The 24,334-nt window shown below is 61.2% G+C and carries 24 protein-coding genes; 12 read left to right on the top strand and 12 right to left on the bottom strand.

Annotation, left to right across the window (positions count from 1 at the left end; genetic code table 11):
• Window positions 1–193: 193 nt before the first annotated feature.
• Both CAK95_RS13245 and hisG read left to right on the top strand, forming a co-directional pair.
• Window positions 194–1,333: an ATP phosphoribosyltransferase regulatory subunit gene (locus CAK95_RS13245; RefSeq protein ID WP_086091391.1), complete on the top strand. Its 1,140-nt coding sequence runs from the start codon at window positions 194–196 to the stop codon at window positions 1,331–1,333.
• Entirely contained in the window at window positions 1,330–2,301 is a 972-nt protein-coding gene (gene hisG, locus CAK95_RS13240) for an ATP phosphoribosyltransferase (RefSeq protein ID WP_086088342.1), read from the top strand. Before CAK95_RS13245 ends, hisG begins: the two co-directional genes overlap by 4 nt.
• A 1-nt stretch (window position 2,302) precedes the next feature.
• Here hisG and CAK95_RS13235 read toward each other — a convergent pair whose 3' ends face one another.
• The 5 genes from CAK95_RS13235 to CAK95_RS13215 all read right to left on the bottom strand — a co-directional run bounded on the left by CAK95_RS13235 (window position 2,303) and on the right by CAK95_RS13215 (window position 7,392).
• On the bottom strand, window positions 2,303–3,310 hold the full coding sequence (locus CAK95_RS13235) for an SDR family oxidoreductase (protein WP_086088341.1): 1,008 nt from the start codon (window positions 3,308–3,310) through the stop codon (window positions 2,303–2,305).
• A 108-nt stretch (window positions 3,311–3,418) separates the two neighbouring features.
• A complete protein-coding gene (gene pucL, locus CAK95_RS13230) occupies window positions 3,419–4,258 on the bottom strand; it encodes a factor-independent urate hydroxylase (protein ID WP_086088340.1) in 840 nt (279 codons plus the stop codon).
• A gap of 27 nt (window positions 4,259–4,285) precedes the next feature.
• Complete coding sequence (locus tag CAK95_RS13225) at window positions 4,286–5,695, bottom strand: nucleobase:cation symporter-2 family protein (RefSeq protein ID WP_086088339.1); 1,410 nt, start codon at window positions 5,693–5,695, stop codon at window positions 4,286–4,288.
• A gap of 163 nt (window positions 5,696–5,858) precedes the next feature.
• Window positions 5,859–6,791 carry a LysR family transcriptional regulator gene (locus tag CAK95_RS13220; RefSeq protein WP_086091390.1) on the bottom strand — a complete coding sequence of 311 codons (933 nt, stop codon included), beginning with the start codon at window positions 6,789–6,791 and terminating at the stop codon, window positions 5,859–5,861.
• A 115-nt stretch (window positions 6,792–6,906) separates the two neighbouring features.
• The gene (locus CAK95_RS13215) at window positions 6,907–7,392 is read right to left on the bottom strand and encodes a GtrA family protein (RefSeq protein WP_245303746.1); all 486 of its coding nucleotides are present in this window, start codon (window positions 7,390–7,392) and stop codon (window positions 6,907–6,909) included.
• A 111-nt stretch (window positions 7,393–7,503) separates the two neighbouring features.
• Here CAK95_RS13215 and CAK95_RS13210 point away from each other — a divergent pair, with 111 nt between their 5' ends.
• Genes CAK95_RS13210 through CAK95_RS13200 form a run of 3 tightly spaced genes read left to right on the top strand, consistent with a single transcriptional unit; the run spans window position 7,504 to window position 10,302 of the window.
• Window positions 7,504–8,568 carry a glycosyltransferase family 2 protein gene (locus CAK95_RS13210; RefSeq protein ID WP_086088338.1) on the top strand — a complete coding sequence of 355 codons (1,065 nt, stop codon included), beginning with the start codon at window positions 7,504–7,506 and terminating at the stop codon, window positions 8,566–8,568.
• A gap of 10 nt (window positions 8,569–8,578) precedes the next feature.
• A complete protein-coding gene (locus CAK95_RS13205) occupies window positions 8,579–9,415 on the top strand; it encodes a ChbG/HpnK family deacetylase (RefSeq protein ID WP_086088337.1) in 837 nt (278 codons plus the stop codon).
• Between the two features lie 59 nt (window positions 9,416–9,474).
• Window positions 9,475–10,302, top strand: coding sequence for a DUF2076 domain-containing protein (locus CAK95_RS13200; RefSeq protein WP_086088336.1), 828 nt, complete (start codon window positions 9,475–9,477; stop codon window positions 10,300–10,302).
• 72 nt (window positions 10,303–10,374) lie between these two features.
• Here the strand turns inward: CAK95_RS13200 and CAK95_RS13195 are convergent, their stop codons facing one another.
• Window positions 10,375–11,166 (bottom strand): L,D-transpeptidase, encoded by a 792-nt coding sequence (locus tag CAK95_RS13195; RefSeq protein WP_425349686.1) that lies wholly within the window; start codon window positions 11,164–11,166, stop codon window positions 10,375–10,377.
• A 269-nt stretch (window positions 11,167–11,435) separates the two neighbouring features.
• On the opposite strand from CAK95_RS13195, the gene CAK95_RS13190 reads away from it, so the two are divergent.
• A complete protein-coding gene (locus CAK95_RS13190; RefSeq protein ID WP_086088335.1) occupies window positions 11,436–12,149 on the top strand; it encodes a protein phosphatase CheZ in 714 nt (237 codons plus the stop codon).
• 74 nt (window positions 12,150–12,223) lie between these two features.
• On the top strand, window positions 12,224–13,099 hold the full coding sequence (locus CAK95_RS13185) for a prenyltransferase/squalene oxidase repeat-containing protein (RefSeq protein WP_245303744.1): 876 nt from the start codon (window positions 12,224–12,226) through the stop codon (window positions 13,097–13,099).
• Window positions 13,100–13,122: 23 nt separating this feature from the next.
• On the opposite strand, the gene CAK95_RS13180 is transcribed toward CAK95_RS13185, so the two are convergent.
• The 4 genes from CAK95_RS13180 to CAK95_RS13165 all read right to left on the bottom strand — a co-directional run bounded on the left by CAK95_RS13180 (window position 13,123) and on the right by CAK95_RS13165 (window position 16,611).
• Window positions 13,123–14,325 carry an MFS transporter gene (locus tag CAK95_RS13180; protein ID WP_086088333.1) on the bottom strand — a complete coding sequence of 401 codons (1,203 nt, stop codon included), beginning with the start codon at window positions 14,323–14,325 and terminating at the stop codon, window positions 13,123–13,125.
• A gap of 38 nt (window positions 14,326–14,363) precedes the next feature.
• Entirely contained in the window at window positions 14,364–15,368 is a 1,005-nt protein-coding gene (locus tag CAK95_RS13175) for an inorganic phosphate transporter (protein ID WP_086088332.1), read from the bottom strand.
• Between the two features lie 11 nt (window positions 15,369–15,379).
• Entirely contained in the window at window positions 15,380–16,021 is a 642-nt protein-coding gene (locus CAK95_RS13170; protein ID WP_086088331.1) for a DUF47 domain-containing protein, read from the bottom strand.
• Between the two features lie 86 nt (window positions 16,022–16,107).
• Window positions 16,108–16,611 (bottom strand): hypothetical protein, encoded by a 504-nt coding sequence (locus tag CAK95_RS13165; RefSeq protein WP_086088330.1) that lies wholly within the window; start codon window positions 16,609–16,611, stop codon window positions 16,108–16,110.
• Window positions 16,612–16,937: 326 nt separating this feature from the next.
• Between CAK95_RS13165 and groES the strand changes: the two genes are divergently transcribed.
• Window positions 16,938–17,234 carry a co-chaperone GroES gene (groES, locus tag CAK95_RS13160; protein WP_086088329.1) on the top strand — a complete coding sequence of 99 codons (297 nt, stop codon included), beginning with the start codon at window positions 16,938–16,940 and terminating at the stop codon, window positions 17,232–17,234.
• Between the two features lie 146 nt (window positions 17,235–17,380).
• Complete coding sequence (groL, locus tag CAK95_RS13155; RefSeq protein ID WP_086088328.1) at window positions 17,381–19,024, top strand: chaperonin GroEL; 1,644 nt, start codon at window positions 17,381–17,383, stop codon at window positions 19,022–19,024.
• A gap of 158 nt (window positions 19,025–19,182) precedes the next feature.
• On the opposite strand, the gene CAK95_RS13150 is transcribed toward groL, so the two are convergent.
• A complete protein-coding gene (locus tag CAK95_RS13150; protein WP_086088327.1) occupies window positions 19,183–20,001 on the bottom strand; it encodes an outer membrane protein in 819 nt (272 codons plus the stop codon).
• Window positions 20,002–20,476: 475 nt separating this feature from the next.
• Here CAK95_RS13150 and CAK95_RS13145 point away from each other — a divergent pair, with 475 nt between their 5' ends.
• Entirely contained in the window at window positions 20,477–21,643 is a 1,167-nt protein-coding gene (locus CAK95_RS13145; RefSeq protein ID WP_086088326.1) for a hypothetical protein, read from the top strand.
• Window positions 21,644–21,687: 44 nt separating this feature from the next.
• On the opposite strand, the gene CAK95_RS13140 is transcribed toward CAK95_RS13145, so the two are convergent.
• Window positions 21,688–22,107 carry an META domain-containing protein gene (locus CAK95_RS13140; protein ID WP_086088325.1) on the bottom strand — a complete coding sequence of 140 codons (420 nt, stop codon included), beginning with the start codon at window positions 22,105–22,107 and terminating at the stop codon, window positions 21,688–21,690.
• Between the two features lie 223 nt (window positions 22,108–22,330).
• Between CAK95_RS13140 and CAK95_RS13135 the strand changes: the two genes are divergently transcribed.
• Both CAK95_RS13135 and CAK95_RS13130 read left to right on the top strand, forming a co-directional pair.
• Entirely contained in the window at window positions 22,331–23,296 is a 966-nt protein-coding gene (locus CAK95_RS13135) for a metal ABC transporter substrate-binding protein (RefSeq protein WP_157699616.1), read from the top strand.
• A gap of 196 nt (window positions 23,297–23,492) precedes the next feature.
• Window positions 23,493–24,308 carry a C1 family peptidase gene (locus CAK95_RS13130; protein WP_157699615.1) on the top strand — a complete coding sequence of 272 codons (816 nt, stop codon included), beginning with the start codon at window positions 23,493–23,495 and terminating at the stop codon, window positions 24,306–24,308.
• Window positions 24,309–24,334 lie beyond the last annotated feature (26 nt).

Below are 24,334 nucleotides of genomic sequence, written 5' to 3'. Positions count from 1 at the left end.
GCTGCTGCTCTCAACAGCGGAACACTAAAAAGGAATTCCTTATTTTTCGTGATAGCGTAGAAGCCTGCCGATTGGCCGAATTCGCCGCCCGTTAACAACGGTGGCCATGGCTCGCCGCCGTTCCCCGATGGCCCGGGCTGTCGTCGAATCCTTAAATCGCCTGTGCTAAAGCCCCGCCGCTATGTCCAAATCGATGACCCAAAGCCTGGCCGATCCGCGGGCGGAAACGCTTGTTTCCGCTCAAACCCTTATTTCTGCTTATGAACGCTCCGGTTATGTGCGGGCCCATCCGGCCATTCTGCAGCCGGCCGAGCCGTTTCTGGACCTGTCGGGCGAGGATATCCGCAGCCGCATGTTTCTGACGGCCGGGCAGTCCGGCGAGGAATTGTGCCTGCGGCCTGATTTTACTATTCCCGTTTCACGCGATTACCTTGCCTCCACAACTGTAGGGCACGCTCAGGGCTTCTGTTATCTGGGTCCGGTCTTCCGCGATCGCGGCAGCCTGCCGGGGGAATTCCTGCAGGCGGGCATTGAGTCATTTGGCCGCACCGACAAGGCGGCAGCCGACGCCGAAACGCTGGCGCTGGGGCTGGACGCGACCGCGCATTTCGGCCGGACGGCCCCGGACATCCGCATCGGCGATGTCGGACTGTTCACGGCGCTGGTGTCGGCGCTCGACCTCACGCCGGCCTGGAAGCGCCGGCTGGCGAAGGATTTCAACCGCAAGGCCTCGCTGGAACAGGACCTCGACCGGCTGACGCTTGGCACCGCCAACGGCAAACCGGAATATCAGGGCGTGCTGGCCGCGATGGCCGGGGCCGATCCCAAGGCGGCACATGCGCTCGTGACCGACCTGCTCTCGATTGCCGGCATCACCACCGTCGGCGGCCGCTCGGTTGGCGAAATCGCGGATCGTTTCCTCGAACAATCGACGCTCGGTGCGTTTTCGACATTGCCGCCCTATACGCGGACCCTGGTGGAGCGTTTCCTCGCCGTCTCCGGCAACCCGCTGGACGCGTCCGTGACGATGCGCGAGATCGCCAGCGACGGCGGGCTCGTGCTGACGCCGGCGCTCGATCTGTTCGACGCGCGCAACGCCGAACTCGCCAAACGCGGCGTCGATCTGACACGCATCGCCTTCTCGTCGGCGTTCGGACGCGGGATGGATTACTATACCGGCTTCGTCTTCGAACTGACCGACGGCACGGCGGCTGAACCGCTGGTCGCTGGCGGACGCTACGACGACCTGATGACGCGGCTGGGTTCGCCCTCGCCTATTCCAGCCGTCGGCTTCTCGGTCTGGATCGAACGATTGGCGGGAGGTGCAGCATGACCGCGCCGCTGATCATCGCTGTTCCCGCCAAGGGGCGCTTGCAGGAAAATGCGGACAGCTTTTTCGCGCGCGCGGGCCTGCGCCTCGTCAAGTCGCGCGGCGTGCGCGATTATCGCGGCGCCATCGAGGGCATGGACGGTGTCGAGATCGCCTATCTCTCGGCCAGCGAAATCACCTCGCAGCTTGCGCAAGGCGCCGCGCATATGGGCGTCACCGGCGAAGATCTCGTGCGCGAGATGATCCCCGATGCCGATACGCGGGTGATCCTGCTCGACGGCCTGGGCTTTGGCTACGCCAATGTCGTCGTCGCCGTGCCGCAGGCCTGGATCGATGTGCGCAGCATGGCCGATCTCGATGATGTCGCGACCGCTTTCCGGCTGCGCCATAACCGCAAGATGCGTGTCGCGACAAAGTATGTGAACCTGACGCGCGGCTTTTTTGCCAGAAACGGCATTGCCGATTATCGCATCGTCGAAAGCCTCGGTGCGACCGAAGGCGCACCAGCCGCCGGCACCGCCGAACTGATCGTCGATATCACGACCACCGGCAACACGCTCGCCGCCAATGCGCTGAAGATCATCGATGACGGCACGATGCTGCGCTCGCAAGCCAATCTGGTTGCCTCACGCAAGGCGGACTGGAGCACCGGCACGCTCGATACCGCGCGCATGATTTTGGATCGCATTGCCGGACAGGATCGCGCCCGCGCCTTCCGCGAGATGCGCACGCGCTTCAAGGGTTGCGACGAACGCTTGCTTGAACAGGCTCGCGAGCGCTTCGGCATCGTCACACCGTTCGGCGGACCGACATCGTCCGGTATGTTGACTCTGCATTGTCCGCCGAGCCAGGTGTTCGCACTGGCGGACTTCCTGCGCGATAAAGGCGCGCAGGCGATTTCGGTCAGCGAGATCGATTACGTGTTCACGCAGGACAATCCGCTGTTCGAGAAGCTGAAGGCGGGGTTGTAAGCTATCCGCCCGAATAGCCGCCGATGATCGGCAAAATCTCGCCGGTGATATAACTGGAGCAACTCGGCGCGGCGAGAAACACGAAAGCCGGCGCAATTTCTTCCGGCTGGGCCGGCCGCTTCATCGGCACGTCACTGCCGAATTGCGTGACATGGGCCGCATCCTTGTCGGCCGGGTTAAGCGGCGTCCAGACCGGGCCAGGCGCCACCGCATTCACACGGATGCCCTTGTCGATCAGATGCGTCGCCAGCGAGCGCACAAAGGCGTGGATGCCGCCCTTGGTCATCGAGTAATCGAGCAGCTTGTCGTTGCCCAGCAGGCCGGTCACCGAACCGGTCATGACGATCGCCGAACCGTTCTGCATGTGCGGCACCGCCGCCTTGGCCATATAGAAATAGCCATAGAGATTGGTCTTCAGCGTGCGGTCGAAATGCTCGTCGGTAAGATCTCCGAAATCCAGCACATGCTCCTGAAATGCGGCATTGTTGACGAGAATATCGAGCTTGCCGAGTACCTTGACGGTGCGGGCGACGGCCGCTCTGCAGAAAGCTGAATCGGCGACATCGCCGGAGATGAGAATGCAGCGACGCCCTTCCTTCTCCACCGCGCGCTTCGTTTCCTCCGCGTCTTCATGTTCGTCGAGATAGGCAACGGCAACATCGGCACCTTCGCGCGCATACAGGACGGCGACAGCCCTGCCGATGCCGGAATCGGCGCCCGTAATCAGTGCGACTTTGTCTTTCAGTTTCTCCGAGCCCTTGTAATGCGGCGCGTCATACATCGGCGCGAGATCGAGATCGGCTTCGTTGCCGGGCTTTGCGAGATGCTGCGCCGGCAAGGGCGGCTCGGGATAAAGTCGCGCACCGGCCTGCATCGCGCCCTGTTTCTTTTGAGGCGGTGTCTTGTCCTTGCGGTCGATGGTTTTCTGGATCTCGCGCTCGGCGGCGGCCGTTTGTTCCGCGGCCTGCGCAAACTGATCCTTGCGGGCTTGTGACTTGGTTTGCACCATGGACGCACCTCACTCGCATCAATCATTCAATGATGATGAGTAACGGGCGCGCGGCGACGAAGTTCCGCGAGAACCTTCAACAGCCGCTACAAAGCGCGCAGCACGATATCACCACCGGCCGATGGTGCACTCGATCTGGCCGTGCGGTTCGTCGGTCGGCAGGAAGACCGCATTCTCGTTGGTCAACCCGAATGGCTGCAGATTGATCAGCAGGTAATGCTTGTTCGGACAGGCGAGGCTGATGTCCTCGATTTCCGGAACGGCGGCGAGCGCCGCCGTTCCCATGCGGTACAAACTATCCTGCACGCTTTCGCTGTAGGTGGTCGCGAACACCTCGAGCATGGTCGAGAGGATTTTCGCGTTGGCGGTGGCGAAATCCTCCGGTTCCCGGCTCCAGCGCCATCGCGCATCCATCGCGGTCGCGCACATGCGGTCGCGGGTCTCGGCGATGGTCGTATATTCATCCTTGTAATACTGGTCCCATCCCGACTCGGTCGATTTCATGAAGGTGAAGCCGGTGATTCCGGACACGACCTCCATCGCCGCGCGCGACGCGGTGATGATAACGAAAGGCTGGCCATTATTGTCGAGCACGAAGCTGTGCGGATGCGGCTTGCCGCCGATCGACATCCGCACCCACTTCACCTCGTGCAATTCGATCCTCACCGATTCCACCTGTGGATAGCGGTCGAGAAACCGCGCCGCCAGCACCTTGCCGAAGGCTTCGGTGTCGAGCCCGAGATTTTCGCGCGCGACAATGTTGACAACGTTCTTGACGGTATCGGTCGAAATCACCGCCGAATTGTCGTGATCGGTGAAGGCCGCGGCAAAGCCGCCGGTGAGCATGGCCTTGACGTTGAGTTCCCGCACTTCCTGAACCGGACCATCCTTCTTGATCCGCATCACGCGGACACGGCCCTTGCCGTAGGTATTGCTGATGAGTGCCATGATGCTGCCCTGTGCGGTTTGCGGTGATCAGGCGTGCTCGGCGCTCGCTGCCGCAGCCGATGCGTCTGCCCTCGCCCGCTCCGCGCTGACGACACCGTTGAAGAAGAAATTCAGCGCCACCGCGACGATGGCTGACAGCAGAATGCCGGATTCCAGCAGCGGATGCAGTTCGTGCGGCAGATGTTTGAAGAAGTTCGGCGCCACCAGCGGGATCATGCCGAAGCCGACCGAGATCGCCACCACGAACAGGTTGTAGCGGTTGGTCTTGAAATCGACCGAGGTGAGAATGCGTGCGCCGGTCGCGGCCACCATGCCGAACATCACAAGGCCCGCGCCGCCCAGCACGACCAGCGGCACCGCTTCGACCAGGGCCGACATTTTCGGCAGCAACCCGAGGATCAGCATGATCACGCCGCCCGCCACCGTCACCCAGCGCGACCGCACGCCGGTAACGCCGACCAAGCCGACATTCTGCGAGAACGACGTATAGGGAAATGTGTTGAACAGACCGCCGATGAATGTGCCGACGCCGTCGGCGCGCAGGCCCTTGGTCAGCGCTTCCTGATCGATCTTCTTGCCGGTCATTTCACCGAGCGCCAGGAACATGCCGAGCGACTCGATCATCACCACAACCATGACGATGCACATCGTGACGATGGGGATCAGATGCAATTGTGGCACGCCGAAATGCAACGGCAGCACGATGTCGAACCACGCCGCCGAAGCCACCTTGTCGAAATGCATCTTGCCGAGAATGGCGGCGAGCACGGCGCCAGCGATGATGCCGAGCAGCACCGCGACATTGGCGACGAAGCCCTTGCCCCATTTGATAAGCGCGAGAATGACCACCAGCACGAAGGCGGAAATCGCGAGACCGTCGAGCGAGCCGTAAGCAGCATTGCTCACCTGCACGGTCTCGCCATTGATGACGCGGGTGAAACTCGGCAGGCCGCCGCCGGCCCAGTTGATGCCGACCCGCATCAGCGAAATACCGATCACCATGATGATCGTGCCGGTCACCACTGGCGGGAATAGCGGCAGCAGCCGGCTGACGAATGGCGCCACCGCAATGCCGAAGATACCGGCCGCAATGACCGAACCATAGATGCCGAGCAATCCGATCTCCGGAGACGCCGCCATCGACAGCATCGGGCCGACCGAGGCGAAGGTCACGCCCATCATCACCGGCAGCTTGATGCCAACGCCGGGGAAGCCAAGACATTGCACCAGCGTCGCAATTCCGCAGGCAAACAGGTCGGCGCTGATCAGGAATGCAATGTCTTCCGGCGGCAGCTTGAGCGCACGGCCGATGATGAGCGGCACGGCAACTGCACCCGCATACATCACAAGGACATGTTGCAGGGCGAGCGGCACCAGACGCGGCAAAGGAAGCTTTTCTTCGACGGGGTCGACGATGGACGGTACGGTGGTGGACATAGCGCGCTCCGACAGTGATCCGCGAAAAGGATGCGACCAATAGGTCCGGAGCGCTTCGGTTGAAGCGCGAGCCCCGCCAATTGATCCCCAGCGTCAAAACGATTTCAGAATGTCGCGCTGCCGCATAGCAGCGAATGTCGCCCAAGCTGATGCCGAAACGGCATCAGGTCTTCCGGCCCTCTTCCGCCTGCTGCCGCGACTGGATTTCCACCTTCAGCATCTGCACGAAATTGTCGGTTGTTGTCGGCAACAGCCGACCGGACCGGGTGTAGATGCCAAGATCGCTCCACAGCGGTCCCTTGGCGTCGATGGGGATATGCACCAGCAGGCCTTCGGCGAGCTTGCGCTCGAGCCCGACCCGGGTCTGGAAGGCAATGCCGTGGCCGCGAATGACCAGTTCCTGCATCAATTCGACCGAGCCGCAGGTGATGACCGGCGACAGGAATGACGGCCCGTTGGACAGGATCGGCTCCAGCAGATTGGTGATCGACAGATCCGGCGTCGCCAGAATGAGCGGGAAGCCGAGGCAGGACGACAGCGTGATGGATTTCTTCTTCGCCAGGGGATGATCCGGCTTCACCACCGCGCCGAGCCTGAACTGCGAGAGAAAGACCTGATGCAGGTCCGACGACTTGCGCAACGCGAAGGCGACCCCGACATCGGCTTCGCCTTTCGCGATGGCGTCCGGAATGTCGAACGATCCCATCACCGCGACGGTGAAGGTCACGCGCGGCGAGCGGCTGCGCACCTGATCGATGACATTCGGCAGGACCGACGACGCGACGCTCTCGACCACGGCGACGGTGATATGGCCGGCACGCGTGCCTTGCAGGTCGGCGATATCCGATCCGGTGCGCTCAAGATCCTGAAGGACCGTAATAACATGCCGCGCGAGCGCTTCGCCGATCGGCGTCAGGACAAGTCCGTTGGAGAGACGATCGAACAGCGGCGCGCCGATCTCCTCCTCAAGCTTGATGATCTGACGATTGACCGCCGACGACGCTACGTTGAGCTGACGGGCCGCTTCGCGGATCGATTTGGCGCGGCGGGCAGCGTCGAAATAACGGATCGCCGAGGAATGAATGCGCGGGGCCAATGTCGATCCTTCTTGCAACCGGCCATTCCGATTGCGCACGGTAGCCTGAAGGCTTGGATCGTCCCCGGCGACTGTCCAACCACATGCAGCAAGGCAGCTATACCATTGAAGAGCGCTACTGCGTACTGGATTCCCGATCCGGTCCGGATGGCACGGTCGCCCGCTTCCGGAACACCACGAAATGCGACATCGAGAAGTTGACAAGGAAGGCCGCGCCGATCGCCAGCAGCTTGGCCGGCAATACCGGCATCACCAGCGCCGCCGCGACCAGCGTACCGGTGCTGGCGACGAGACCCAGAACCTGCGCCGCGACGAAGGTTGCGTAAGTGCGCCAGCGGAGGCTGCGGCCGGATTCGGCGGCAAAGGTGATGAACGAATTCATCACATAGGAACCGCTGACCGCGACGCACCAGGACAGGATATTGGCGGCCACCAGCGACGCGGTCAGATATCTGAGGGCGAGCAGAAACAGGCCGAGATCCACCAGCGAATTGACGACGCCGATGGAGGCGAAGCTCATGGCCTTGAACACCCAGGCCTGCCGCCGCAAAGCGGCCACGATCCGGCTTGGGAGCCCCTCGTTGTTGGACGGTTGCATCATCGCCTGCTCGTTAACACGTTGATGCTGCTTCCTGAATAAAAGCTCATGCGACTTCTGGGGGGTAACGCGCTATATGTTGCGGAAATCACGCGCAAATCAGGACCGGGCGCGATGCCGAGCAGGACTGGACGGGATGTGCATACACCAGGGTCGCCCGCGCGCAAGCGCGGTGATCACGGCCTGTCCATTATCGTGCCCTGTTTCAACGAGGCGAAGAACCTGCCCGGCGTCCATGGCCGGCTGGTCGAAACAGCACAAAAACTGTGGGCGCAGCGCGGCCTGCGGATCGAGGTCGTCTATATCGACGACGGCTCCCGCGACAACACCTATGCCGTAGCCTGCGGCCTGCCGGCAGCGAACCTCGATGTGCAGGTGCTGTCGCTGTCGCGCAATTTCGGCAAGGAAGCGGCTTTGACCGCCGGCCTGCATCATGCGCGGCACGGAGCCCTTCTTTTCATGGATGGCGATGGCCAGCATTCGCCTGACCTGATCGAACGCCTCGTCTCGCACTGGCTGGATGATGGCTATGACGTGATCTACATGGCCAAGGCCAACCGCAAGTCCGAGCCGATCTCGCGGCGGGTGATGGCGAAGGTGTTTTATGCTCTGATCAATTTCCGCGCCCGCTACAAGCTGCCGCACGACGCCGGCGACTTCCGCTTGCTGTCGCCGCGGGCCGCCAACGCGCTGCGGCAGATGCCGGAGCGCAACCGCTTCTTCAAGGGCATGGCGAGCTGGATCGGCTTCAGGCAATTGCGGGTCGATTACGAACCGGTCGCCCGCGCGCACGGCGAGACGAACTGGAATATCGCTTCGCTGATCGGATTGTCGATCGAAGGGCTCACCTCGTTCTCGGTCGCTCCGCTGCGCGTGGCTAGCCTGCTCGGCCTCATTCTGGCGAGCATCGCTTTGATCTTCGGCGCGTCGATCCTTTACGAGACGCTGGTCTACGGCAAACAGGTGCCCGGCTATCCCTCGATGGCGGTCGGCCTGATGGTGCTGGGCGGCGTACAGCTCATCATGATCGGGGTGATGGGCGAATATATCGGCAAGATCCTGTCCGAGCAGAAGGCGCGGCCAGTCTACTTCGTCGCCGATCATCACACGCGCAACGCCGACGAAAGCGCGCACGACAACGCATCGCAACGCGCCACGCGGCCGGACGCCGCCGAATAACGGGATCGATATGGCCGAGTTTCGCCGCATCGTCCTGTGTGCCGACGATTATGGCCTGTCACCCGGTGTGAATAGGGCCATCCGCGATCTGCTGACCCGCGGCCGCATCAACGCTACCTCAGTGATGATGGTGACGCCGGCGATCGATCGCGCGGAAGCGGATGCCCTTGCGTCCATCAAGTCGCAAGAGCCAAATATCGCCATCGGCTTGCATGTGACGCTGACGGCGCCGTTCCGTCCGCTGACTGCGGACTATGCGCCACTGCGCGATGGCGCTCTTCTGTCAATCGGGCAGACGCTGGGCGCAGCGATGCTGCGGCGTTTGCGGTCGGCGCTGATCGCAGCCGAAATCCGGGCGCAGATCGAAAAATTCACCGCCACGTTCGGCGCGCCGCCGGATTATCTCGACGGCCATCAGCACGTGCAGATTTTTCCGCAGGTGCGCGACGCGTTTCTGGAGGTGGTCAGTCGCGATCTGCCGAAGGCCTGGGTGCGGCAATGCGGACGGGTCACGCCGGTGACGTCGCGCCTGTCCGATCGCAAGGGTCTGTTGCTCGATATCCTGAGCGCCGGCTTTCGCACGCGTGCGGCGCGGCTGGGCGTTCGCACCAACCCGGCCTTCGCCGGCAGCTACGACTTCCATGCCGACCCGAATTTTGCGGTTTTGTTTCCGCGCTTCCTCGACGGATTACCTGCGGACAGCGTCGTGATGTGCCATCCCGGCTTTGTCGACGACATGCTGAAACGGCTCGATCCGCTGACGGATTTGCGGGAACGCGAATACGCCTTTTTTTCAGCGGAAACCTTTCCAAAAATTATGGCGGCGAACCGCGTCACTTTGGCGTGACCTCTCGCCGCTAGCATTTTTGCTTCCTACATGCATCGCGGAACCAGAGGGAGGTATCCATGACACCGCAGGAACGCAGGCTCGTCGAGGACTTATTCGAAAAGCTTGCGACGCTGGAAACGCAACCGCGCGAGCCCGATGCCGAACAGGCCATCATGGCCGGTTTGCGCAAGGCACCGAATGCGACTTACGCGCTGGTGCAAACCGTGCTGCTGCAGGACGAAGCCCTGCGCAACGCCGCCGACCGCATTCGCGAACTCGAAGCTGCGCAAATGGAAATGGAACAGCCGCAGCAAGGCGGCGGCTTCCTCGATTCGATGCGCGATACGATCTTTGGTGGCGGCGCCCGGCCGCGCAGCTCCGTTCCGCCTGTCGGCGGCAGCGACCGGCCGATGGGCCTGCCACCCGGCTATCGCAGCGACAATCCTGCGGCAGGGGGTTATCCCGGCGCGGGTGCTCCCCCGCAAGGCGGTGTTCCACAGCAGCCGGCACCGCAGCAGGGCGGCGGATCATTTCTTGGTACGGCCGCAGCCGCGGCTGTCGGCACCATCGGCGGCGCAATGCTGATGAACAGCCTTGGCGGCATGTTTGGGCACGGAAAGCAAAGCGGGACCGCGAGTGCGGCCGATCTTGGCGGCTCGAAAGACGCTAACCCATGGGGCGGCAGCGGCGACGCTTCGTCGAGCGATCTCGCGAAACAGGCCGGGGTCGATCATGTCGGCCAGTCGGGCGCAAGCGATCGCGCAGGATTTTCCGATCAATCCGGCCAGGGACAGGATCAGGGTTACGACCAAGGCTACGATCCGTCCGATGATGGCTATGACGACGCCGACATGGATGCCGGCGACGATTCCGATTTCGATCTCGGCGATTCCGATTTCGTCTAGTCGCAATCGGCGCGAACATGAAAAAGGCCGCTGCGTCACCCGCAGCGGCCTTTTTTTTGAAAGGAGTAAATGTCAGATCACGACAACGCGCGTTCCCACTTTCACGCGCTCATAGAGATCGGTGACATCTTCGTTGCGCATGCGGATGCATCCGGACGACACCGCCTGGCCGATCGTCCAGGGCTCGTTCGAGCCGTGGATGCGATAGAGCGAGGAACCAAGATAGAGCGCCCGCGCCCCCAGCGGATTGTCCGGACCGCCGGCCATGAAATGCGGAAGATCGGGACGCCGCTGCAACATCTCCTTCGGCGGCACCCAATCGGGCCATTCCGCCTTGCGGGTGATCGACTTCACGCCAGCCCAGGTGAAGCCCGGACGTCCGACGCCGATGCCGTAGCGGATCGCCTGGCCATCGCCTTGCACGAGATACAGGAAACGCGACGGCGTATCGACGATGATGGTGCCCGGCTTTTCCGCGCCGTTATAAGGCACGATCTGTTTGGCAAAGCGCGGATCGAAACGGCCTTGCGCCATTGCGCCCGGCTCACCGCCAACCATCCGCATGTGCGGCGGCGATGAACGCTCCACCATCTCCGGCGTCACGTCGCGCCGGCCATACATGCCCGGTTCATAGAAGCCCGGCGCGCGCTGATATTGGTCCTGATAGGCGGGCGCTGCCGGATAGGCTGCGCGTGGCCCGGCGAATTGCTGCGACCGCGCATTCTGTCCGCCGAACAGGAATTCGATGAACCCGCCGCCGAGATTGGGCTCACCATAAGCCTGCGCCTGGGTCTTATCGAGCAGTGCAGCCTGCAACGCCGCGCAAGACAGAGCAGCAAACATCAATCGATTAATACGCTTCATCGACGCTACTCACACACATGAACAACAAGCCGGCGACGAAACGCCACCGCCGTGCGAAGCGACTACAGGCGAAAATTCAATCCGTTTGGTAAATGCGGCGAAGGCAACGCGCGCTTAACCACGACCCATCAGCCTTTACGTGAAATTAGCGTTTATTTTGAGTCAAAGACCTTGGTTAATGCTTTGCTGCCTCAGCATCCATCGACCCATGAACTTTGCGTTAAGCCGCATGCCTTATCGCTGATGGTGCCGGGCCACAGGGACACAGCATGCCGGAACAACGCAAGATCTTCCGGATCGAAGAGACGCTGCAGGAATTTTCAAAGCCGGACGACGCTTCGGTGACGCGGAACGAAAACGCCGCACATGCCGAAATCCTTGCCGAGATCCGAGCGCTCCGCGCCGCGATGGAAGCCCGCACGCCAGCGCCGGCCGAGCCGCGTCCCGAGATCCAATCGCAGGAAGTGCGCAAGCTCAAGATCGAACTCGATGTCATAGGCAACGCGATCAAGCAGACGCGGTCGGAAATCGTATCGCTGCAGGATCAAGGTTTCGACTCTTCGCGCGTCACGCGCGTGATCCAGGAAATGGATGCCGTTTTTAACGACACGTCCGGCGCAACGGATCGCATCCTGAAGGCGGCGGAAGACATCGACGAGAATGCGAATGCGCTGATGGGCCTGTTGAAAGGCGGACACGAACAGGGTCTGGCGCAGGACATTCAGGATCGCGTCACGGCGATCTTCGAAGCCTGCAATTTCCACGACCTGACCGGCCAGCGCATTTCAAAGGTCGGCGCGACTCTGAAGATGGTCGAGGACCATCTCGCGCGGATGATGGAAATCTGGAGCGTGATCGAACGCTTCAATGTCGATGCCGCACAATCGGCGGCAACCGGCCTCGACAAATTGATCAATGGCCCGAAACTCGCCGGTGAGAGCGGACATTCGACGCAAGACGATATCGACAAGCTGTTTCACTGAACGACGGTATGAACAACCGAACGACAATCATCACATGGTTGCTTGATTCGGACCCGTCGATACGGTGGCAGGTCATGCGTGACCTCACCGGTCAACCCGACACTGTGGTCGCAGCCGAGCGATCACGCGTTGCCTCCGAAGGCTGGGGCGCGCGTCTCCTCGATCGTCAGACATCGGATGGCCACTGGGACGACGACCAGGAGCATGGCTGGATGACCACCATCGACGCTTTGGTTCTACTGAAGACTCTCGGTGTCGATCCCGCAAATGAAAAAGTCCGTAACGCGATCGATCTCGTGCAGAACCGCGTCACCTGGTGGCAACTCGACGGCCGGCCGTTTTTCGATGGCGAGACCGAGGCCTGCATCAACGGCAGGATTCTCGCGGCGGGCGCTTATTTCGGCGTCGCGAGCAATCGGTTGCTCGACCACCTTCTCGGTGAGCAACTCGAGGACGGCGGCTGGAATTGCGAGGCGCCGCCGAGCAAGCGATCATCGTTTCATTCCACGATCTGTGTGCTTGAAGGACTGCTGGAATACGAAAAGACATACGGCTCCACAAGCGCGGTGACGGACGCACGGACTCGCGGGCAAGACTATCTGCTTGAACGCACCATGCTGAGATCGCTCACCACCGGCGCGATCATCAATCAACACTGGATGCGCTTCGCGTTTCCAGCCGTATGGCATTACGACATTTTGCGTGGACTGGATTATCTGCGCAGCGCCAGCGTTGCACCCGACGAACGGGTCACCGAGGCCACAACGCTGGTGAAAGCGCGGCGCGATGAAGCCGGATACTGGCCTCTCGATGGCATTCACAAAGATCACATTAAACGGCTGTCGTTCGACATCGAGACGGATATCGGGCATGCGAGCCGCTGGAACACATTACGCGCACTACGCGTGCTCGATTGGTGTTCAAGGCCAGAATGTACCGGTGGAGGATAAGCGGAGCCGTTCGCCGCTATCGATCACGTTGTGTGAAGCGGTCTGCGGATCAGCAGCAAACACGTCAGCGACGCCACCGCAAAAGCCGCCGTCACTGATAGCGCCACCGGATCGCCGGCCCGCTCGACCACGAAGGCTAGCGCCAATGGCGCGAAGGCCTGCATGATCTGGAACGGCTTGGCGATCCGCCCCAACACCCGGCCATAACCAACATAGCCGAACAGCGACAACGGCACGGCACCGCGCGCGATGGTCATCAAACCATTGGCGGCGCCAAACATCACGGCGAAGGCAATGGCGACTGGCAACGCAAAACCGAACATCGCCAGCAGCGCAAAGCCCAGCAGGATCAGCGCAACCGAGAAACGCGCAAGATTGAGCGGTTGGACATTCCCGGCAAAGGACAACTCGCAAATTCGCGCCGCGACCTGCGAGGGGCCGAACAGCGCACCGATCATCACGGCGGTTGCCGGATCGATACCGGCGCGGCCGAACATCGCGAGGAGGTGCGCCGCAAGGCCGGACGGGATGAACGCATAGACCGCAAAGCCGGCCGCCACGAGAAAGAAGATCAAACCGTTGGCCGGGACAATGGCGGACGTCGCCACCTCGCTTGCGCCTGCGACCGGAGGCATCGGCTTGGCGCGCATGCGCGGCAGCAAGAAGGCATGAAGCGGCGCCGATACAAAAGCAAGAACAGCCGCGAAAATGAGGTAGGTCCCGTGCCAGTCGGTGAATGTCAGCGAGAGCTGTGTCGCCGGCCAGCTTACGGTCGAGGCAAAGCCGCCAGCCAGTGTGAGGATGGTGATGGGCTTTCGCGCAGCCGCACCGAAGATGCGGCCAAGCGAGGCAAAGGCCGGATCGTACAGATTGGCAGCGATCGCAACGCCGAGAATGACCCAGACACCGAGATAAGCTATGGGATGCGCGACCGTGACCAGCAGGACCAGCCCAAGCGCGCCGGTCAGCGATCCGCAGGCCATCACGATATGTCCGCCGAAGTGGTCGATCCAGCCGCCGATTGTCGGCGCGACGAGCCCGGCCACCAACAGTGCCAGCGAGAAACCGCCCATCGCGAAGGACAACGACCAGCCGCGTTCCGCTGCGATCAGCGGCATCATCAGTACCGGCGGATAAAACAGAATGCCCCATGCGATAATCTGCGTGACGCCGAGAACCAGCACGGCGCGCCAGGGACCAAAAATGAAATCGCGGGGATGGGGCATGAGGCGACGCCTACATTAGCGCCGCCACGGGGATTCACTCAACCGAACAGACGTGTCGCCCAGAAACAAAGAGCGGAAATCGCCGCGGTGCAGGGGATGGTGATGATCCAGGCCATGACGATGCCGTTGGCCACACTCCAGCGCACACCGGAGACCCTTTTCGCCGCCCCGACACCAATAATGGCGCCGGTGATCGTATGGGTGGTCGAAACCGGAATACCAAGCCCCGTTGCCATGAACAGCGTGATCGCACCACCGGTCTCCGCACAGAAGCCCTGCACCGGCGTCAGCCGGGTGATCTGCGAGCCCATCGTTTTGACGATGCGCCAGCCGCCCATCAGCGTCCCAAGACCCATGCCGGCCTGACAGGCGATCACCACCCAGAACGGAACATAGAATTCGCTGCCGAGATAGCCTTGCGAGTAGAGCAGCACGGCGATGATGCCCATGGTTTTCTGCGCATCGTTGCCGCCATGGCCGAGCGAATAGAGCGACGCGGAGAGAAACTGGCCGGTCCGGAAGATAAGATCGACGCCGTATGGCGTCGACCGCGCAAAGGCCCATGACACCATCAGAACAAGGATCAGCGCGAGTCCGAATCCGGTCAGCGGTGACAACACGATGGCCGCACTGGTCTTTGCAAGGCCAGACCAGACGATGGAGGAAAAGCCGACCTTGGCGAGACCGCCGCCGACCAGACCGCCGATCAGCGCGTGCGAGGAGCTGGACGGAATGCCGTAATACCAGGTGATCAGATTCCACGAGATTGCACCCATGAGCGCGGCAAAGATCAGCCGTGAATCCACGATCTCGGCGGATACGATGCCGGTACCGATCGTGTTCGCGACATGCAGCCCGAACACCAGGAATGCGATGAAATTGAAGAAGGCCGCCCAGGCGACCGCGTAATGCGGTCGCAACACCCGCGTCGACACAATGGTCGCAATCGAATTGGCGGCATCGTGCATGCCGTTAATGACGTCAAAGGCAAGCGCAACTGCAATCAGGGCAATCAGCAGCGGAAGAACAAGCGAGCCGTCCACAATGATGTCCGTCAGACGTGTTCGATCACGGTGGCGTGGATCACGTTGGCCACGTCGTCGAAACGGTCGACCACTTTTTCGAGATGGTCATAGACCTCATTGCCGGTGATGAAGCCCATCGGGTCCGACCGATGCTGCCGATAAAGTTCCTTCAATCCGCTGTCGTGGAGCTCGTCGGCCTGGCCTTCCAGACTGGAAATCTCTTCGGTGATTTCGCTGAGCCGTCCGGCTTTGGCGCTGATCGATTGCAGGAGCGGGATGGCTTCTTCGACAAGAGCCGCGCAGCGCTTGATCTTGTCAGCCATCTCGCGCATCTGCGGCGTGAATTCGCGCAATTCGAAGATCATCACCGACTTCGCGGTCTTCTGCATCTGATCGATGGAATTATCCATCGACGTGATCAGCTCTTTGATCGCGCCGCGGTCGAACGGAGTGATGAAGGTGCGCTGGACGGCAATGAGAATGTCGCGCGTGATGACGTCGGCATCGTGTTCGCGATCCATCACAAGCTGATAATTCTCGGCGACGGCATCGCCGCCATCCAGCATGGTCCGCAACGCATCGGCGCCTGCCACCAGGGTTTTCGAATGCTGCGCGAACAGATCGAAAAAGCGCTCCTCCTTCGGGAGCAGCGCGTTGAACCAGCGCATCATGAGCGCATCTCCGGCACGGCTCAGTCGCGCCGGACGCTATCCGATTCGAGGCTGGCAGATGACGTTATTATGACAATGCTTCAGCCTTACGCCCGCGGCGCACAGCGGACGTAGATCTGCGTGCCATAACGGCTGGACACTTCCGGATCGAGGAAGCGCACCGTCATGGTACGACCATCGAACGAGGTGATTTCGCGATCCTGCGTGCCGCCAGCCGGCTCACCGGGTGGGCCGATATAAGTCTTGTTACCCGGGCCGCCCTTCATGCGCAGCTCTTCAGGCTGCGCCTTGTCCGGCATATGCATGATCACGCCGCCGGTCGGACCCATCCCGATATTGTAGGGCTGTTTGCAGCCGTTACGGGCTGCGGTTTCGGTTCGCTTGAGGTCGCTCTGATTGTGGAAGGCCGCAAGTCCCCAACGTCCGGTGATTTCCTGTGGCTTGATCGCCGGCGGAAGATCTGGCGGCGTCGCAGCCGGTGCGATCGTGCCTTCGGACGGGCCCTGACTCGCGCAGCCGGCGACGGCAAGTCCTGCAAGCAGAACAAGCACACCAGTCTTGATCGGATCAGAACGCCGCACAAACACCATGGTTCAACCTCGACTGCAGGGAGTGTACAAACTCCCATTTTACATCACATTTTCTCTACTCTGCGGCTAAGTCCTCGAATGTGCAAGACATTTGGGCAAAACGGCCCGCGCAGCATCCACAGACGGCCACACTATACCGGAAGATATCCGCCGGATCGGTGGCGGCAGACGGCCAAGCGACAGCCAACGACCGTCATCCTGTCTTGACAGAAGACCCTTCCGCCCCGTATGTCCGCAACCCGCTAGCACTCTTTTCAGCTGAGTGCCAAATAGTTGCAAATTCAGCGAATTCAGACGCGATAGCGTGCAATCCCCACGAGGAAAACATGGCCAAGACCAAATTCCGCCCCCTGCATGACCGTGTGGTTGTGCGTCGTATCCAGGCTGACGAAAAGACCAAGGGCGGCATCATCATTCCCGATACCGCGAAGGAAAAGCCGCAGGAGGGCGAAGTCGTCGCTGTTGGCCCGGGCGGCCGTGACGAAGCCGGCAAGCTCATCCCGATCGACGTGAAGGCGGGCGATCGCGTGCTGTTCGGCAAGTGGTCGGGCACCGAGGTGAAGCTCGAAGGCGAAGAACTCCTCATCATGAAGGAGTCGGACATCATGGGCGTGATCGCCTGATCAGAGTTTTCGCGCTCTCTCGTTCGTCATGGTCGGGCTTGTCCCGGCCATCCCGATGAGGAGAGCACACTGCCTCCCTAAGCGGGATCGCCGGGTCAAGCCCGGCGATGACGACGGATAGGGAGCAACCAACATCGGAGTTTCCAATGTCAGCGAAAGACGTAAAATTTTCCGGCGATGCCCGCGAGCGGATGCTGCGCGGCGTCGATGTTCTCGCCAATGCGGTGAAGGTCACGCTCGGCCCGAAAGGCCGCAATGTCGTGATCGACAAGTCGTTCGGTGCACCGCGTATCACCAAGGACGGCGTGACGGTGGCGAAAGAAATCGAGCTTGAAGACAAGTTCGAAAACATGGGCGCACAGATGGTGCGCGAAGTCGCCTCGAAGACCAACGATCGCGCCGGCGACGGCACGACCACGGCGACAGTGCTGGCCCAGGCCATCGTTCGCGAAGGCGCGAAGTCGGTTGCGGCCGGCATGAACCCGATGGACCTGAAGCGCGGCGTCGATATCGCCGTAACCGCCGTCCTCAAGGACATCGAGAAGCGCGCGAAGCCGGTCGCTTCGTCCGCCGAGGTCGCACAGGTCGGCACCATCTCCGCCAACGGCGACCAGACCATCGGCAAGATGATCGCCCAGGCGATGCAGAAGGTCGGCAATGAAGGCGTCATCACTGTCGAAGAAGCCAAGTCCCTCGACACCGAAGTCGACATCGTCGAAGGCATGCAGTTCGACCGCGGCTATCTGTCGCCGTATTTCGTGACCAACGCCGAGAAGATGATCGCGGAGATGGAAGACGCATACGTGCTGTTGCACGAGAAGAAGCTCTCCGGTCTGCAGGCCATGCTGCCGCTGCTCGAAGCCGTCGTACAATCGGGCAAGCCGCTGGTGATCATCGCTGAAGACGTCGAAGGCGAAGCGCTGGCGACCCTCGTGGTCAACCGTCTGCGCGGCGGCCTGAAGGTCGCTGCGGTGAAGGCTCCGGGCTTCGGCGATCGCCGCAAGGCCATGCTGGAAGACCTCGCGATCCTCACCGGCGGCCAGCTCATCTCCGACGATCTCGGCATGAAGCTGGAAACCGTGACCCTCAACATGCTGGGCCGCGCGAAGAAGGTGATCATCGAGAAGGAAAAGACCACGATCGTCAAAGGCGCGGGTAAGCCCAAGGACATCGAGGGCCGCGTTGCGCAGATCAAGGCGCAGATCGAGGAAACCACATCCGACTACGACAAGGAAAAGCTGCAGGAACGTCTGGCCAAGCTCGCCGGCGGTGTTGCGGTGATCAAGGTCGGCGGTGCGACCGAAATCGAAGTGAAGGAAAAGAAGGATCGCGTCGAAGACGCGCTCAACGCCACCCGGGCTGCTGTTGAAGAAGGCATCGTTCCGGGCGGCGGTATCGCTCTCCTTCGCGCCAAGAAGGCGGTCGGCAAGATCACCAATGAGAACTCCGACATCCAGGCCGGCATCAACATCGTCCTGAAGGCGATCGAAGCGCCGATCCGTCAGATCTCGGAAAATGCCGGCGTCGAAGGCTCGATCGTGGTCGGCAAGGTGCTTGAGAACAAGTCCGAGACCTTCGGCTTCAACGCAGCGAACGAAAGCTATGTCGACATGCTGGAAGCCGGCATCGTCGATCCGGCCAAGGTCGTGCGCGCGGCGCTGCAGGATGCGGCCTCGGTCGCCGGTCTCCTGATCACCACCGAAGCCATGGTGGCCGAGCTGCCGAAAGAACCGGCGCCGGCGATGCCGGGCGGCGGTGGCATGGGTGGTATGGGCGGCATGGGCTTCTAAGCCCGTCCTACCAGGCCATCGTCTGAATGCGAAAGGCTCCGGCATATGCCGGAGCCTTTTTTTGCATTCGATGTCTGGCGGTCTCTGGGTTGATGCATTGGAAACAAAAGAGCGGGGCTGCTGCCCCGCTCTTTTACTAGGGCCGAGGCCGGAGCCGCTTAGAGGCGGTAGTTTATGGCGAAGCGGGCAATGTGCGTTGTGAGATCGGAATGGGCGACGCCACCTGGAATGATGAGCGCGTCACCCGAGCCGAGATCCATGTAGAGATACTCGCCCCGCATCGTCCATTTCGGCGCGAAAGCCCATTCCAGACCACCGCCGACAGCGTATCCGAAGCGTGTGTCACTGGACGACGCGCTGACCGGATAGGGCGGCGGATTGGGGCCACCCCAGTTTGCCGGATTGGCCAGCACAATGTTGTTGACCCCGAAGGTCGTGTTCACGCGGCCCCAGGCAAGACCGCCTGTCGCATAAAGCAACAGAGTGTCATGAGCGACACCCAGCCGACCACGCACGGTGCCGAAATAATCCATTTTCTGGCGCAGATAGACATTGCCGGTGAAATCGCCGTTGTCACCACCCACAGTGCCCGTGACGGCAAAGCCGCGATTGGCTTCTTCCTTTAACTTGGCAAACGTGATGTCGGCTTCGAGGCCATAAACGAACGCACCGTTCTGGATATTGCCGCCAATTTGCAGACCGCCGAGCACGCCGGACGGATCGACCGACAAACCAAACGGCGCAGTGGCGCTGGAGACGATCAACGTGGGTGCGGTCGCTGCCGCGTATGTCGCCGGATTAAACGTGGCGCTTGCAGGATCCCAGCCATAGCCGATATGGCCACCGACATAAAACCCGGTCCAATTATAGGCCGGCGCCATCACCGGACCTTTGACCGGCATGCGCGGCGCAATGTCCGCGGCCAAGGCCGGTGCAACAAACGTGGCGGCGAGAGCGCCAAGCATCAGTGCGCGCATGCAATAGGGGTCCTTTAAAATACAGCCAAACGCTGGACATTCTTAGCCGATGTTCTCGCGAGCCGCTTGGCTTAGAGCGCACTCAGCTTTGCCTGGGAGGCACTACCCCAGCTTTTTTGGTCAACGATGCAAAGATGCAACAGCCGCCATCACAGGCAGTAATAGCGCATAGCGCAGCATCACGGTTCATCGCATGCCTGAGCGGTCCGCAAGATCGCCATCGCCACCGCAACATTTCAACGGGTGCCTTCTGGTCACGCCAGGCCACGCTGTGCCACAAGGCTGAGCCGTTACGCGCGTCTCTCAGGCGATGTCGCTGATTCGACCTTTATTGATTTGACACTTGCTGGTCTTTCCAACCTGGCCTCAACCAATAGCGGCAAAGCTCCTGCTTTGCCGCGTGACGAACACGCTTCTACCGTGACCACGCACCACCCCGATGCTAGATTCGCAAAAGGATCGCGGGAGAATCTTGATGCGTTTTCTTGTTGTGCTTGCTGCCTTGCTGGGCAGCGGATTTGCTGCAGCCGCACAGAACAATGTTCGCTATTTCAACGGCGTCTATGGTCTGCTGGACGATGTCGAGACCGATGCCTTCCTCAAAGAGACGCGCGCCGGCGACAAGGTGGTATCGGCAGAGCTTGATCTTTGCCACGCGCTGGCGCCCGGATCGCCGCTCCGCGACCGCGTGGTGGTGACACTGAAACCGCAAGGCAAGCGGCTTATCGGCACCGGACAGGGACAGGAAAGCAAAACTCCGGTCACTGTCGATCTCGTCCGTAGCGGGTCGGGCGATACCTTCTCGTTCGACGGCACGGTGAAATACGGCGACCGCACTTTCAAGGCCTCGTCTGGCGATGTCACCGACATGACCGCCAAGGAATTCCAGGAGCAGACTGCGGTCGAGGAGACGATCACCGAGAGTCCGGCAAGCTTCCACGAGGTCACGCCGAGCACCATCGCCTTTCGCGTCAACCGTTCGGCGCTTGTCGACTTTCTGAAGGCCCTGCGTTCGGACAATGTGAAGGTGCAGGCCTACAGCATTGCGCCAAGTTGCGAAGCCTTGCGACGCGGATATTTCGACGTCCAAGCCGAGGTCGATCCCGAACGGGCGCTGGATGTGATTGCCAAGGCCAAATCGCATCCCGGCGTGACGCGTGCAGGCTGGATCAGCGGCGGCATCGATCTCAGCCGCTCGATCCGCTTCCCCGCCGCAGAATGGCGCGATGCGAGCGGCAAGCTGGATCGCGAGAAACTCGGCAAGACGATCGCAGCGGTAACAGCCAAGGCCTTGTCGGCGGAGCAAGACACGATCGAATGGGATGATATCACCGGCGAACTCAGCGTGCTGGTGAAACGCCCCGATGTCACGGTGCCCGGCCTCGGTCTTACCGAGGTGATTGGCGCGCCGTTCGTGTTCAGCAGCGAGAAGCCGGGTGGGAAAGACACGATCGTGGTGCGCATCGGCCAGCTCGACAGCGAAATCCAGGATATCGGCAGCGGCCCGCGCCTACAGATCAACACGGCCCAGGACGACGGCGATTCATCAGAGCCGGTCGGCAGCGATAAATTGCAGGCCGCCCTGGCGAAGGAGCTGAAGGGACAGGTCTGGGATACGGACAAGGAGACCTGGGCGAAGTAGACTTTGGGCGTTGACCCTCCTCCTCGTGGGGAGGGTCAGATCAATTAATTCGATGCCGGACGCCAGCGCAAAACCTGCGGCCCCTCGAGCACCAGCAGCGCACCGTCCCAGCGCCAGGTGGTGACCTGCGTCAGGCTGGTGAGGAATTCCTTGTCCATCTGCAATCGATCCTGCGAGCATTGGTTGTCGCGCAGCGAGGTCGGCACAACGGTGATCGTCTGATCGACGATCACCGCCTGCCCGCGCCCGTTCGCACACCACAGATCGATCTCGACCGCGCCATTCTCCGAGAATTGCAGCCACGGAACCCGCTTGGAACCCGGCAGCGGTTTGGCCTCGAGCCGCAATTCAGCATCGAACGGAAACGCCTTTTGCGCCGCCGCGGGCACAGGCGCGAACACCATGATGGCAAGGCCGGTGAGCAGGCAAAAAGCGAGGGGCAGGCGAATTTGCAAAGACGACATACAAACTCCGGTCAGGCGAGACAATCAGCGGAGACAATGGTGAGGAAACAGAGGGCCAGGGTTAACGGCGGAACCGCTCCCTTCGGGATCACACCGAAATGATGACGTTTCGATTGCAGCCCCTGTATGAGAGGCGCCGCGCGGGACGGGCGCCGGCTTCTGGAATTCTGGACCTTGGATTAACGGCCAGCGACACATTATAGTGCCGGCCGGGATGGGGACAATGACACAACTGCTTTGGACACAACTGCTCCGAAAACAGCTGATCGCTTTTGGCGCGATTTCACTGGCGCTTCTTTCCACCGCCTCGGCACAAGAACGGCTCCGCGTCGTCACGACGACCAGTGACCTGCGCGCGCTCGTCAAAGCAGTGGGCTCGGAACGCGTGGTGGTCTCCAGTCTCGTGCCGGCCGGCGAACGCCCGGAGCGCTATGCCCCGCGTCTGCAGGAAACCTCGGTCCTGAAAGGCGCCCGCGTCGTCGTGCGAGCGGGCCCCGGCATCGATCCCTGGTTCGACAAGCTGCTGTCACGCGCGGCGCAGAAGAATGGCCGCACCGGAATCGAGCGTGGCGAGAAAGGTCATCTCGACGCGTCCGCCGCCGTCGCCGCCAACGATCCAACACTGGTCAGCGCCGGCCTCGCCCCGCGCAACCGGCGCGCCATGCGCGGCGCCCCGGTTTTGCATTACTGGCTCGATCCGAAAACTGCCGATGCCATCACCGCCGCGATGGTGAAGACGTTTTCGGAGGTCGATCCCGAGAACAAGAAATATTACGAAGACAACCGCAAGACCTTCCTGTCGCGGCTGAACTACAAGCTGGAGGAATGGCAGGCACGGCTTGAGCCGCTGAAGAAAGAGCCGCTGCTCGCCTTCCACGACGACTGGGATTATTTCGCCAATCGCTTCGGCCTGAACATCGTCGATTTCATCACCGCGCGCGACGGTGCGCCGCCAAAGCTCGGCCGCATCGGCGAACTGACCAAGCTCATCAAGGACAAGAATATCCGCCTGATCCTCGCCGAAGCCAACCAGCCGGAGCGGCATTCCAACATGCTGGCTGACCGCACCGGCGCCAAGGTGGTGCATCTGGCCGGCACTGTCGGCATGCTGCCCAACACCGACGATTACATTGCGCTGTTCGATGCCAATGTGAATGCGCTGGTGGCGGCCAATAACGAGAAAAAATAGCCGTCGTCATCGGCTGCAAGGCGTTGTCTGCCGCATGATCGACGCGGACATTGTACGTGCAATGCGGTTGCACAGCGATCGCACGTCTAATGCAAAACATCTGTTCGCAAGTAATCTGGTAACACGGCTGCAATAGCCCCGCGGCTATAAAAACGGTCTCATCTGTTGCACATCCGAATGCATGGAGACTGTCTCGATGCCGACCGACGTTGATGGCTACGGTTACGATCCGACAATCCACGAAGCAAGGCCAGTCACCCGGCCGCGATATGTCGAAACATTGCCGTCCTCGCACAACATACCGAGCAAGTTCTTACCGCCCGTCGGGCAGCAGGGCACAACGGAAAACGAAGGCTATCCCGGCTCGTGCTGCGCCTGGGCCACGACTTACGGGCTCGCAACCTACACGGCAGCAAAAGCGGGAAAGGTCGATCCGTCTACAACCGCTGGCCAGGCAAGCCCGGCTTTCATTTACATCCAGGTGTTGAACGGAAACGGCCAATCAGGAACTTGCGGCGACACGAGTTTCAGTTCCTATTTCAGTCGCCTTGCCTTCGATGGTACGCCTTCCATGCAGACTGCGCCCTATGTGGCAAATTGCGCGCAGCTTTGGGAGAAATACGGCAAGGCCAATCTTACTCCCGATGCTGCGTTCAAAATCGGGCCGATCAAGTGGGTGGACGTCAGCGACCTCGACAGCGTGAAACAGGTCCTGGCCTCGGACAGAGCGCTTGCCTATGGAACGCATCTCTATACGGACTGGTCAGAATACCAAGGTGAGCCGGTGCCCTATGTCGGCAATGGCGATCCCAAGGTCGGCAAGAACGGCAAGCCGGTTGGGCATTGCATGCTGATCATCGGTTATGACGACAACAAGGGCGGTGAAGGTGTAGGCGCGGTACTGATCCAGAATAGCCAGGGAACGGCCTGGGGCAGCAACGGCTATGTCTGGATGGCCTACAGCACGTTCCAGGCCCTGGCTGAAGGACAGGCCTGTTACGTCGCAGATTAGAGCGTTTTCGAGCGAAGTGGGCACGG

This window comes from Pseudorhodoplanes sinuspersici, assembly GCF_002119765.1.
Classification (GTDB): Bacteria; Pseudomonadota; Alphaproteobacteria; order Rhizobiales; family Xanthobacteraceae; genus Pseudorhodoplanes; species Pseudorhodoplanes sinuspersici.
The sequence above is the reverse complement of the archived record's forward strand: the minus strand, read 5'-3'. Positions and strand labels throughout refer to the sequence as shown.